Raw genomic sequence first — 12,732 nt, 5'->3', positions numbered from 1 at the left:
AACATTGCGGGGTTTGTGAAGAGGGGTTGCGGGGTGGGGAAGCCTGAGCCGCCGCGCCGCCGCCCTTAACCTGAGCCCCTGAGGTGGCCGGGCCGGTGCGGTACGACTGGGTCGAGCAGCATTCGGAAGAGGACTGCGGTGCGGCCTGTCTGGCCACCGTGGCCCGGCACCACGGGCGGCGACTGGCCGTGTCGCGGGTTCGTGAACTGGTCGGCACCGGCTCCAGGGGCACCACCCTGCTGGGCCTTCGGCGTGGCGCCGAGGCCATCGGCTTTCACGCCCGCGCCGTGCGGGCCGATGAGGCCCTGCTCGCTCGGCTCGACGCGATCCCCCTGCCCGCCATCTGCCATTGGCAGGGCAACCACTGGGTGGTGCTCTACGGCCGCCGGGGTCGCAAGCTGGTGATCGCCGATCCGGCTGTGGGGGTCCGTCGGCTCGATCCCGAGGAATTCCGCCAGCGCTGGCGCCAGGGGGCCCTGCTGCTGCTGGAGCCGGATCTCAACCGGTTGCTGCAGCAGCCGGAGGAGACGCGGGTGCCGTTCCTGCGCTTCCTGCGCCTGGCCTGGCCCTACCGCTTCCTGCTGCTTCAGGCCCTGGCCCTCAATGTGGTGATCGGCCTGCTGGCCCTGGCCATGCCGCTGCTGATGCAGCTGCTCACCGACGACGTGCTGGTGCGCCGGGATGGACAGCTGCTCACCAGCCTCGGGCTGGCCATGCTCGTGCTGTTCACCTTCCGCGCCGTCATCAGCCTGATCCAGGGGCACATCGTGGGCCATTTCGCCCAGAAACTTCAGCTGGGGATGGTGCTGGAGTACGGTCATCGGCTCCTGCAGCTGCCGCTCACCTATTTCGACAGCCACCGCAGCGGGGAGGTGGTGAGCCGCATCGGGGACATCAGTCGCATCAATGCTCTGATCAGTGATCTGGTGCTTGGCCTGCCGAGCGACCTCTTCATCGCCGCCGTCTCCCTGGTGGTGATGCTGATCTACAGCCCGGCCCTCACGGCGGTGTCGTTTCTGGCCTTTGGCCTGCTGATCGCTTCAGGTCTGGTCTTCCTGCCCGCCCAGTACGACAAGAACCGGCGGCTGATCGTGGAATCAGCCGAGAACCAGGGCTTCCTGGTGGAGATTTTCCGCGGTGCCCAGGTTCTCAAGACCACCGAGGCTTCGCCTCAGGCCTGGGAGGAGTACCAGAGAAATTTCGGCAGTGTGGCCCACCTGCGTTGGAATGCGCTGCAGCTCGGTCTGTTCAGCGGCACCACCACGAGCCTGCTGTCCCGGTTCACCACCCTGGCCCTCCTCTGGTATGGCAGCACGTTCGTCATTGCCGGCCAGCTCTCCATCGGTCAGCTGCTCGCCTTCAGCGGCATGAGTGGCAATGTGCTGGCCTTTCTCGAATCCCTGGTGGATTTTGCCGACGACTACCTCACCGCCAATGTGGTGATCCGGCGGCTGTCGGAAGTGCTCGAAGGCACCCTGGAGGATCCCAGGGCGATCGACAAACCCTGGGCTGCCCTGCCCCGGCCCTGCGGGATCCAGTGCACCGATCTCACCTTTCACCACGCCGGCCGCGTCGATCTGCTCAGCGGCTTCACAGTGTCGTTCCCGGCCGGACGCTGCACCGCCCTGATCGGCGAATCCGGCTGCGGCAAGAGCACCCTGGTGAAGCTCCTGGCCGGGCTTTATCCCGTTCAGAGCGGCACCATCCGCTACGGGCCCTATGGCCTCCAGGACCTTTCCCTGGAGTGCCTGCGACGCCAGGTGGTGCTGGTTCCCCAGGAAGCACAGTTCTTCAACCGCTCGATCTTCGAGAATTTTCGCTTCGCCTTTCCCGAGGTGAGCCTCGAGCAGGTTGTGGCTGCCTGCGAACTGGCCCTGGCGGATGAATTCATCCGCGAACTTCCCCATGGTTACCAGACGGTGCTGGGCGAATTCGGGGCCAATCTCTCCGGCGGGCAGCGGCAGCGGCTGGCCATCGCCCGTGCCCTCGTGACCGCACCGCCGGTGCTGATCCTCGACGAATCCACCGCCGCGCTGGATCCTGTTCTGGAACGCCGCCTGATCGACAATCTTCTGCAGCAGCGCCGGGGTGTGACCACGGTGATGATCAGCCACCGCCCCAGCGTGATCCACCGCTGCGACTGGCTGGTGTATCTCGAGCGCGGCAGCGTCGTCGCCCAGGGCCGGCCGGAGGATCTGCGCAGCAGCGACGTGCTGGCTCCCTTCCTGCTGCCCGCATGACCCACCCCTCCGCTCCGCATCCACCCCGGCCGCCCAGCAGCCCACGGGAGCCCTCCCTGCCCGCAGCTCCCCCCGCCGCGGAGCCCTCGGCCCCGGGTCTCGCCGATTCCGTGCGGGACCTGAAGCCTGCCTCCCCCAGCGAGTTCCTGCCATCCGTGCGTCCCTGGGTGCGGCTTGCCGGCGGACTGCTGGTGGGGGGCTTTGCGGCCGCTGTGGGCTTGATGGCCCTGTGGCCCTACCGGGTGATCGTGCGGGGGCCCGGCACAGTGCGGCCCAGCGGCGGCACCAGCCTGGTGCATGCCCCCCGCGAGGGGCGGGTGCGGCGGATCAACATCCGCACGAACCAGCCGGTGCAGCAGGGTGAGGTGCTGGCGGTGCTGGACCCGGCCGATCTCGAAGCCAGGCAGCAGAAGCTGAGCCAGGTGCGTGCGGCCCTCGAGAGCCAGCTGCAGACCCAGCGCCAGGAGGACCGGGCGGCGCTGCAGGCAGCGGAGCTGGAGGTGGGCAGGGCCGAGGCCACCCTGCGGCTGGCCCGATCGGAACACCAGCGCTACAGCCAGCTTGTGGAGAGCGGTGCCACCTCGCAGGAGCAGTTGGAGGAAAAGGCTGCCAACCTCAGCATCGCGCGCTCTGGCTATGCCAAGGCCCGGCAGGAGGTGGAGCAGCAGCGGTTCCGGGGCGAGAGCGCCCAGGCGCGCCTCCAGCAACAGCTGGCCGAGGCTCGGGCCGAACAGGCCCAGCTCTCCCTGGATCTGGGCCGAACCCTGGTGCGTGCCCCGGTGAGCGGGGTGGTGTTCTCCGTCGCCCTGCGCAATCCCCAGCAGGTGGTGGCGGCCGGCCAGGAGCTGGCCCGCATCGCCCCCCACGACGCCGAGATGCAGGTGAAGGTGCGGGTGGCTTCGGAGGACATCGCCAGGGTGGAGCCCGGCCAGAGGGCCGACCTGAGGCTGGTGGGCTGCCCCTATCCGGATTTCGGCACGCTCCGGGCCCGGGTGGTGTCCGTGGCCCCCGATGCCCTCCCCGCGGCCGGGGCTGGAGCGCCCGGCAGCGCTTCGGCCGAGCCCGACGGGCTCACGAGCCTGGCGGGGCCTGCAGGCTTTGAGGTGACCCTGCGTCCTGACGCCAGGGAGCTGGTCACCCCCTCCGGCCGCTCCTGTTCCCTGCGCCAGGGAATGGATCTCACCGCCGACATCACGACCCGCCAGGAGACAGTGCTGCGGTTCCTGTTGCGCCGAACCCGGCTCTTGGTAGGGTGGTAATGACTAGGGTTACCAGGATCTCGCGTAACTCGAACGATCGTGCGATCAATCGTAAGAGTTTTCTTGCTGGATTCTTACCTGCCTATTGCCCAGCCCTCGGGGACTTGCCAGTAACTTGATTCAAGCCCAGCCCAACGGGTTGGTCATCCAGATTCAGGATTGGAGATGTCGATGACAGGTTGGCTCTCCTCACTGCTTTCTGGTACGCATCCCTGCGCGGGCCGTCAATCATTCGTATGCGACTCCTTTCTGGGGCGCGTCATCGCTTGATTTGTCGGCCTGAACAGCTGAAGTCCCCATTGTTGTCCCCAGGAGGAACAGAGTATGGATTCTCAATCTTCGCCATCACCCCAGCTGCAAGGGCTCGGCCTTCTTGACGGGGTCGATAGTTTTCTCAGCGATCTGACCCCCGCCGACGAGGCTGCGATCTCCGGTGGTGGTCGCAGTCGGCCCAGTCGTCCGAGCCGTCCTAGCCGCCCCAGCCGCCCGAGTCGCCCCAGCCGGCCCTCACGGCCAAGCCGCTCGGGTCGCCGTGGACGCCGCCGTCGCGGACGCCGCCTTGCTCGCGGCCGTCGCTGAGGAGAACAGCAGCCCCGGGCCTACTGCCTGGGGCTTTCGTCTGATTGGCAGCGGGGAAAGACTCGTGGGGTTGATTCATCGGGTGATCGGATCTCTGAATTAGGTGCCTTGTATCCGGTCATCATCGGATGATGTCTGCATGGTCTCCAGATTTCCATGGCGTACAGGCTCGAATCCGCCACCGTGCTGGATTACCTGATCAGGCGTGACCTCTGCGCTCCGACGGATCAGTTGATCAGTGCCCAATCTCTCAACAGCAAGAACCTGAACTTGCTCGTCAAGCTCAGGCCCGTGGCCGGTCAGGCCCCCAACCGCCCTGTCCAGCTACTGGTCAAGCAGATCCCGCCCGATGACGGGTGCTCGGCTCACGAGAGTTTCCGGCGTGAGTGGGGCCTCCATCAATGGATCAGCTCCGATCCGGACTTGATCCCGCTCGGGCAGTGGCTGCCGGAGGTTGTGGACCACGATCCGGCGAACCAGATTCTGGTCTTTCACTTTCTCGATCAATACTCTGAACTCGGCAAAGTCTATTCAGGATCAGCTGAATACCCCGTTGATCTGGCGCGAACGCTGGGTGTCACCCTTGCAGCCGTGCACAAGCACACGTTCGGGCGGACCGACAGCCCCGGATCGCTGGACGGCGCCGCCCCCGATCAGGGGGGGCTTGACGGCGACCAACGCGAAGGGGGAGCTGATGGTCTCATCTCCGGCCCGAGCGATCCGCCGGATCTGGCTGGTGACTTGGAGGATCTGAGCCCCGACGTCTTTCTGCGCGTGCGCAAGGATGGGCTCAAGTTCTATGTGCTATTTCAGCGAGCTCCTGAGCTTTCGGATGCGCTTGCAGACCTTGAGGAGAGCTATCGGGCCTGTTGCCTGATCCACAACGACCTCAAGTTTGCCAACATTCTGCTGCTTCGGTGCTGGTCGCAGTGTAGTCTGCCCACCCTGCCGGCCCGGCCGGATCAGCTGTCCTTCCCAGGCGAAGGTGGAATCCTCCGCTTGATCGACTGGGAACAGGGGATCTGGGGTGATCCCGCCCTGGATCTGGGGGCGTTGGTGGCGGAGTATCTGAGGCTGTGGCTGAAGAGTCTGCCGCTCAGCAGCGACCTTGCTCCGGCCGCGGCCCTGGCGCTGGCCGAGGTTCCCCTGGACACCCTGCAGCCCTCCATGCGCGGCCTGCTGGAGGCCTATCTGGCCCAGTTCCCCGCGATTCTCCAGGAGTTTCCTGATTTTCCGGAACGGGTGATTCGCTTTGCCGGGCTGAGCCTGCTGGAGGCGATTCAGGATCGGCTGCACTACAGGGAGCCGTTCGGCAATCTGGATATCTCCATGCTCCAGGTGGCCAGAACCCTCTTGTGCAGCCCAGGTGCCGCCCTGCAGACGGTCTTCGGCCGATCACCCGGCGACCCCCACGGTTCGGATGACCACAGCAGGACCAGGCGAAATCCGCGGCCACCGTCACGCCCTTCGGCCCGCCCTTCGGTGCGGCGGTCCCATCCTGGTGTGCTGGCTGAGACCTGCCAGCAGCTGGGGTCGCCGCCGGAGCCCGTGCCGGTGCCGCTGCCGCTGCAGGTGGGCCAGCAGGGGGGATCAACAGATCAACGCCTGGCTGATCTCCTGGAGCAGGTTCAGCTCGAGCCCGGGGTGGTTCGCCATTCCACCAAGGGCTCCCGCCGCACGGTGCACCCGGCCACGCTGCACCGGGCCACGCTCCATCCGGCGTCCGCACAGATGAACGCGGCCTACCGCTTGCGTCAGATCACGCAGTTCCTCCATTCCCTCTATTTCAGCGGGGCGCTGGAGAGTCCCGCTGGGGCCCCCACCCTGGGTGATGGCTTCACGCGGCAGCTGCAGGCTGCCAACAGCGGGCTTGGCTTCGTGGACCATGGCTGGACCGTGACCGCCGCCGAAGAGCAGCAGGTGCAGGTGCAGAAGCAGGGGCTGCATCTGTGGGTCGATGTCGCCAGCGAGCTGGTCATCCCGTCGCCTTCAGTCCGGAAGCCTGGTGCTGGCTCCGCCGAGGTATCCCTCGCTCCTGGCACCTGCGTGGGTGTGCGTCTGCCCAACGCGGCCTGGGTGGGGGACGACTATGTGGCCATCGGCAATGCCGGCGAACCAGGCGAGGGCCAGCCGGCCCTGGAGGTTTTCTTCAACATCAGCCCCGAAGGTGCCGTTCTACTGATGCGAGCACTCATCCCGGGCTTGAACCGCTGGCACCACCCCTTCGCCCTGAAGATCCTTGCGGAACCCAACGGGTATCCCCGTTTCAACGCCGCAGTGCTGCACCTCCCGGTTTCCGCCTATCCGCATCTGCATGCGCTGCTGACCCACTGCCATCCAACACTCCGCCCCCATCTTCGGGATCCGATCCCCCTGTTCACTCAGCCGCTGGCCAGGGGGATCGGCCTGGCGGAATCCCCGGCAGGCGCGGATGACTTCGGTCTTGACCGCTTTCAGCTCGTGGCTGCGGTGCTGCAGGACGCACCGCCCGAGCCAGGGGCCCGCCAGCGGGCTCTCAGGCAGGCGTTCGCCCGGCGCCGCCTGGACTGGTGCCGTCCCCACCTGGAGCCCGGATCGGCAGGGCAGTACCAGCCCCTGGAGCCGGAGGCCATCTCGCGCCCCGAGGCCACGCCGTTACCTGGAGTGCGGGCGCCAGCTGATGCGGCTGATCCCTCTGATTGGGCTGGCTAAAGTTCATCACCCCCCGCCTGTGAACCCTGATTGTCCATGCGCATTCTTGTTGTTGAAGATGATGCCGGTATTCTGAGATTCATTCGTCAGGGTCTGACGGAGGCCGGCTATGTCGTGGATAGTGCAGCCGATGGACGCCGGGGAGTGGAATGCGCTTTGACTTCTGACTATGACTTGATCGTGCTGGATGTGCTGTTGCCCGAGCTCGATGGTCTCAGCGTGCTCAGGCAGCTTCGGGGGCAGGGTCTTCAGACTCCCGTGCTGCTGCTGACGGCCCTGGACGCCGTGCAGGACCGGGTTCAGGGCCTCAACGCCGGAGCGGATGATTACCTGGTCAAGCCCTTTGATTTCACGGAGCTGCTGGCGCGGTTGAGGGCCCTGATGCGGCGTCCCCCGCTGCAGAGCGATGTCGCTCTCAGAGTTGGTGATCTGGAATTGGATGCTGCCCAGCGCCTTGTCAAGCGAGGTGAGCGGCCGATTGAACTCAGCCCGCGCGAGTTCTCGCTGCTGGAGTATCTGATGCGTCATCCCAATCAAGTGCTCAGTCGCACCCAGATTGCCCAGCATGTCTGGAGCTTCGACTTTTACGGAGACTACAAAGTGATCGATGTCTACATAGGCTATCTGCGTCGAAAAATCGATCGTCATGGCGCCAGTTCCATGATTCACACCGTGCGTGGTGTCGGCTATTCCATGCGGTGCGGGGAGACGGAGCCGTCTTATCGGGAGCAAGGCAAGTGAGTCTTCTCGTGGGCCCCGGCCCTGATGTCCCCGAGATTGCGACGGCAGCGTGAACAGAATCCGTAGACCCTGGCAGAACCTGCGTTTCCGGGTTGTGGCCTGGTATGGGCTTCTCGCCGGTCTGTCGATGCTGGTATCGGATGGCTTCATCTATTTTGAATACCGGCAGACTCTCTTCGGCCAGGTGGATCGTGCATTGGAGGTTTCCGCCATTCAGGCCCTGAAGAATCTGGATGACGAGGTGGACCGCCTTGAATTTGATCCCCGTAGAAATACGCCGGTTTTGGCCTCGCTGTTGAATGAAGCTGGTGTTGAAATCTATTTGTTTGGTAAGAATGGAGTGCTTAAGGAAAGCTTCGGTGATTCCCTGCGTCTGCCCCCGTACGGTGGCCTTCAGGTTGGATTTACTACTGTTGATTCCCCTAATGGGCGCTGGCGTGTCTTTACCACGGATGTTCTGAACAGTGATGGCAGGTCATCCGGCTGGCTGGTGGTTGCCCGATCGCTGCGTCAGGTCGACGCCACCCTGAGCCACCTCTTCCGCCGCCATCTGTTGGGGGTTCCCATTCTGATAGGCATGGTTGGTCTGGGTGGACTGTTTCTCTCCAATCGGGCGCTGAAACCGATCACCCAGATCACCCGCACGATGAAGCAGGTGCGCAACAGCGGTGATCTCACGCAGCGGATCGACTACCAGAGCACCACGGACGATGAACTGGCGCGCCTGGCCACATTGTTTGATGCAATGCTCGACTCGCTGGAGCGCACGTTTGAGCAGCAGAAGCGGTTCATGGCCGATGCGTCCCACGAGCTCCGAACGCCACTCACCACCCTCAAGGGCCTGCTGCAGGTCACACTTCGCCAGCCCCGGGATCCAGACACCTACAGGGAGACGCTCCAGACGATCGAGCTGGAGGTGGACAGGCTGGCGCGGCTCAGCAGCGATCTGCTGCTCCTCTCCAGGCTCGAGGAGCACCATCAGGAGCTGCCGCTCGAGCCGGTTGACCTCAGCGATCTCCTCGTAGCCATCTCGGCCCAGATCCAGCCGCTGGCTGAGCTTCAGCAGCTCAGCCTCTCTACGCACATCGCGCCGGATCTGCACCTGCTGGGCAGTCCGGACCATCTGATCCGCCTGTTCCTCAATCTGCTCGACAACGCGGTGAAGCACACACCGCCCCATGGGGCCCTGGCGCTGCGCGCCGCGGCTGACAACGACCGGATCCAGGTGACTGTGTCCGACACCGGCATCGGAATCCCTGCGGATCACCTTCCCCACCTGTTCGAGCGCTTCTACCGCGTCGAGAAGTCGCGCTCCAGGGGCAGGGGGGGCACGGGTCTGGGCCTGGCAATCGCCCAGGAGATCGTGCACCGCCACCACGGGGTGATCAGCGTTCGCAGCGCTCCTGGCCAGGGCACCACCTTCACCGTCTGTTTCCCCCAGCAGGGGAGCCGACCTCGTCTGTCCTCCCCCACCCGCGAGGTCCCATGAGTCCACGCGCGCGGGTGGTCACCTGGAGTCCGAGCGTCACCCTGGTGCCGACGCGGAGCTGCTTCAACCGTTGTGGGTATTGCAGCTTCCGCGACCCCATCGATCCCCGGGCTCCCCTGGCCGGCCTGCTTGCTCCCGAGCTGGCTCTTGGACTGCTGGACAGCCGGCCGGGGGCGGCCGAAGTGCTGCTGCTCAGCGGCGAGGTGGCCCCCGGCTCCCCCCGTCGCCCCACTTGGTTCGCCGCGCTCCTGGGCCTCAGCCGGCTGGCCCTGCACGCGGGCCGCCTGCCGCACACCAACGCCGGCCCCCTCTCAGACCGCGAGATGGCCGCCCTTGGCCGGCTCAACCCCTCGATGGGGCTGATGCTGGAGGGGCTGGGCCCGGCCTACGAGGCCCTGCACCGCCAGGCCCCCAGCAAGCGCCTGGAGGTACGGCTTGGGCAGCTGGAGCAGGCCGGCCGCCTGGGCATCCCCTTCACCACCGGGCTGCTCCTGGGGGTGGGGGAAACCCGCGCGGACCAGCGCGAAGCCCTCGAGCTGCTGGCGCTGTTGCACCGCACCTGGGGTCACATCCAGGAAGTGATCCTGCAGCCGTTCCGTCCAGGCGGGGAGGCGGCGGCACCCCTGGCTCCCGCCGAAGCCCTACCCCTGCTCGACCTGATCGCCGAGGCCAGGCAGATCCTTCCGGCGGAGGTGCATCTGCAGCTGCCTCCCAACCTCTGGCCCCGGGACCTGCTGCTCGACGCCATCGCCGCGGGGATCGACGATCTGGGCGGTCTGGACACGGAGGACGTGATCAATCCCGCCTACCCCCAGCCCGGCCCGGCTGCTCTCGCGGAGCTGCTGGGGACAGCCGGCTGGGAGCTCCGCCCGCGCCTCTGCGTGCACCCGCGCTGGATCCCCTGGCTGCCGATGACCCTGCGGGCCGCGGCGGAAGCCGCAGCCCAGCGGCTCTCGCCGGATGGTTAGGGTCCCGCCACAGGCTTCATGAACCACGCGGCCGTGGCATCCCCCACCGACCCACGGGTGCTGCTCGTGCGGCTCCCCTGCAATCCCATCTTTCCGATCGGCCCCATCTACCTGGCCGATCACCTGCACAAGCAGTTCCCCGGGATGCCCCAGCGCATCCTCGATCTCGCCGCCGTGCCCCTGCTGGATGTGGAGCGGAGCCTGGCCCTGGAGGTGGAGGCGTTCCAGCCCACCCTGCTGGTGTTCTCCTGGCGCGACATTCAGATCTATGCCCCCGTGGACGGGCGCAGCGGCAACCCCCTGCAGCATTCCTTCGAGGTGTTCTATGCCCGCAATCCCCTGAAGCGGCTGCGGGGAGCTTTGGGAGGGCTGGGACTGATGCGTTCCTTCTACGGGGAGCTCTGGCGCAACCTCAGGCTGGTGCGGCAGGGGGTGCGCAGGGCCCGGCGCCACCATCCCGAGGCCAGGGCGGTGATCGGTGGCGGCGCCGTGAGCGTGTTCTACGAGCAGCTCGGCCGCAGGCTGCCCCGCGGCACGGTGGTGTCGGTGGGGGAGGGGGAACCACTGCTCGAGAAGCTGATCCGCGGCGAATCGATCGAGGCCGAGCGCTGCTTCCTGGCCGGTGACACGCCCCGCCCGGGCCTGATCCACGAGCAGCCCGGCGGCATGGAGAAAACCGCTTGCAACTACGACTACATCGCCGAAATCTGGCCCCAGCTCGACTGGTATCTCGACGGGGGTGATTTCTACGTGGGCGTGCAGACCAAGCGCGGCTGCCCCCACAACTGCTGCTACTGCGTCTACACCGTGGTGGAGGGCAAGGCCGTGCGGGTGAATCCCGTGCAGGAGGTGATCGCGGAGATGCGGCAGCTCTACGCGCGGGGCGTGCGGGGCTTCTGGTTCACCGATGCCCAGTTCATTCCGGCCCGCCGCTACATCGAGGATGCCAAGGAGCTGCTGCGGGCGATCCAGGCCGAGGGCTGGACGGACATCCGCTGGGCGGCCTACATCCGGGCCGACAATCTCGATGCCGAGCTGGCCGAGCTGATGGTGGCCACGGGCATGAGCTATTTCGAGATCGGCATCACCTCCGGCAGCCAGGAGCTCGTGCGCAAGATGCGCATGGGCTACAACCTGCGCACGGTGCTGGAGAACTGCCGCCTGCTGGCCAGGGCCGGATTCCGGGAGCAGGTGTCGGTGAACTACTCCTTCAACGTGATCGACGAGCGGCCCGACACCATCCGCCAGACCGTGGCCTACCACCGCGCTCTCGAGCAGATCTTCGGCGCCGACAAGGTGGAACCGGCCATCTTCTTCATCGGCCTGCAGCCCCACACCCACCTGGAGCAGTACGGCTTCGAGCAGGGGATGATCAAGCCGGGCTACAACCCGATGAGCATGATGCCCTGGGCAGCCCGCAAGACCCTCTGGAACCCCGAACCGATGGGCAGCACCTTCGGGCGGATCTGCCTGGAAGCCTTTGATCGCAATCCCGGAGATTTCGGCCGCACGGTGATGGACCTGCTGGAACGGGATTACGGCGCAGCCCCGCTGCCGCAGGCGCTGCACGCCCCGGTTCTGGGGCACCGGCCGATGGCCAGCGCCAGACGTTGAATCCCGTCCGCGTTGCTGCGGCGCCAGGCCAGATCCCCAGAAGCAGGCCGCCTGTGGTGCTTTGGCTTCGCGCCCCGTTATCGGACTTGTTCGTCAAGGCTGAGAGTGTTCTTGCCCGTTTCCAGCTTTTCCCTTGCCATCCGGCGGGCAACCTTCATGCTGTTCAGTCAGACCGGCTGGCCGCTCGATCCCCCAGAGCCGTAGGGCCACCGGTACGAAAGCGCTCCAGCCAGCTCAGCAAGACAGCGGCCCTGGTTGAGATGCTGCCGAATCAGGCATACCTGAGCGATCGGTCTCAGGCGGGCCTTCGGGTGTGTAGGCATGGGGAGGGGGGTCTGGGCTGTTGGGTCGCACCACAACCTGTCGGCCAACCCTGTCGGCCTCACACGCCTTTGCCAGCCGGAACAAACCTGGTGGCACGACACATCTAGCCTGGGGTTCGCAAAGGCCGCTGCGCAGTGCGCCCCGATTGGGTGGAGCAACATGCTGAGCAGGACTGCGGTGCGGCCTGCCTGGCCACTGTCGCCCGCCACCACGGCAGGCGCCTGGCTCTCTCCCGGGTGCGGGAGCTGGTGGGTACCGGTGCCCAGGGCACCACCCTGCTGGGTCTGCGCCGCGGGGCGGACGCAATCGGTTTCCATGCCCGTGCCGTGCGGGCGGAGGCGGCGCTGCTGGAGCAGCTGGATGCCATTCCCTTGCCGGCGATCTGTCACTGGAAAGGGGACCATTAGGTGGTTCTCTACGGCCGCCAGGGCAGCAAGTTGGTGATTGCTGATCCGGCGGTCGGCATTCGCAAGCTGTCGCCCCAGGAGTTATGCGATGGCTGGAGAGATGGGGTGCTCCTGCTGCTGGAGCCTGACCTCAACAGATTGTTGCAGCAGCCGCAGGAGTCCAGGCTGCCGTTTCTGCGCTTTCTGCGGCTGACCCTGCCCTGCCGGATGCTGCTGATCCAGGCTCTCAGCATCAATGTGGTGATCGGCCTGCTGGCTCTGGCAATGCCGTGGCTGATGCAAGAGCTCACGGATGACGTTCCGGTGCGGCGTGACAGCCAGCTCCTCACCAGCCTTGGCCTGGCGATGCTGTTCCTGTTCGTGTTCCGCAGTGTGATCAGCCTGATCCAGGGACACATGGTGGCCCATTTCGCCTAGCGG

7 protein-coding genes and 1 pseudogene are annotated in these 12,732 nt (G+C 65.9%); all 8 read left to right on the top strand.

What is annotated here, in order from left to right; all coding sequences use genetic code 11:
• The first annotated feature begins 83 nt into the window (after positions 1-83).
• The 8 genes and pseudogenes from CPCC7001_RS08085 (at position 84) to CPCC7001_RS15945 (ending at position 12,729) form a co-directional block, all read left to right on the top strand.
• Positions 84-2,240, top strand: coding sequence for a peptidase domain-containing ABC transporter (locus tag CPCC7001_RS08085; RefSeq protein ID WP_225867205.1), 2,157 nt, complete (start codon positions 84-86; stop codon positions 2,238-2,240).
• Positions 2,237-3,499 (top strand): HlyD family secretion protein, encoded by a 1,263-nt coding sequence (locus tag CPCC7001_RS08080; protein WP_006910487.1) that lies wholly within the window; start codon positions 2,237-2,239, stop codon positions 3,497-3,499. Before CPCC7001_RS08085 ends, CPCC7001_RS08080 begins: the two co-directional genes overlap by 4 nt.
• 1,170 nt (positions 3,500-4,669) lie before the next feature.
• Positions 4,670-6,769: a T3SS effector HopA1 family protein gene (locus CPCC7001_RS14045; RefSeq protein WP_369699344.1), complete on the top strand. Its 2,100-nt coding sequence runs from the start codon at positions 4,670-4,672 to the stop codon at positions 6,767-6,769.
• A 36-nt stretch (positions 6,770-6,805) separates the two neighbouring features.
• Positions 6,806-7,510 carry a response regulator transcription factor gene (locus tag CPCC7001_RS08070; RefSeq protein ID WP_006910635.1) on the top strand — a complete coding sequence of 235 codons (705 nt, stop codon included), beginning with the start codon at positions 6,806-6,808 and terminating at the stop codon, positions 7,508-7,510.
• Positions 7,511-8,000: 490 nt separating this feature from the next.
• Entirely contained in the window at positions 8,001-8,999 is a 999-nt protein-coding gene (locus tag CPCC7001_RS08065) for a cell wall metabolism sensor histidine kinase WalK (RefSeq protein WP_198006469.1), read from the top strand.
• Entirely contained in the window at positions 8,996-9,967 is a 972-nt protein-coding gene (gene cofG, locus CPCC7001_RS08060) for a 7,8-didemethyl-8-hydroxy-5-deazariboflavin synthase subunit CofG (protein ID WP_043368806.1), read from the top strand. The genes CPCC7001_RS08065 and cofG overlap by 4 nt, the downstream gene beginning before the upstream one ends.
• 18 nt (positions 9,968-9,985) lie before the next feature.
• Complete coding sequence (locus CPCC7001_RS08055; protein ID WP_006911356.1) at positions 9,986-11,581, top strand: photosystem II high light acclimation radical SAM protein; 1,596 nt, start codon at positions 9,986-9,988, stop codon at positions 11,579-11,581.
• A gap of 458 nt (positions 11,582-12,039) precedes the next feature.
• Positions 12,040-12,729: pseudogene (locus CPCC7001_RS15945) on the top strand (cysteine peptidase family C39 domain-containing protein).
• Positions 12,730-12,732: the final 3 nt, after the last annotated feature.

Origin of the sequence: Cyanobium sp. PCC 7001 (genome assembly GCF_000155635.1) — a bacterium.
Lineage (GTDB): Bacteria > Cyanobacteriota > Cyanobacteriia > PCC-6307 > Cyanobiaceae > NIES-981.
Note: the sequence above shows the minus strand (reverse complement) of the source record. Positions and strands in the feature narration are given on the sequence as shown.

Coding starts and splice junctions, on each gene's coding strand:
- CPCC7001_RS08070 (WP_006910635.1), top strand. CDS start 6,806: ATGCGCATTCTTGTTGTTGAAGATGATGCCGGTATTCTGAGATTCATT.
- cofG (WP_043368806.1), top strand. CDS start 8,996: ATGAGTCCACGCGCGCGGGTGGTCACCTGGAGTCCGAGCGTCACCCTG.
- CPCC7001_RS08080 (WP_006910487.1), top strand. CDS start 2,237: ATGACCCACCCCTCCGCTCCGCATCCACCCCGGCCGCCCAGCAGCCCA.
- CPCC7001_RS08055 (WP_006911356.1), top strand. CDS start 9,986: ATGAACCACGCGGCCGTGGCATCCCCCACCGACCCACGGGTGCTGCTC.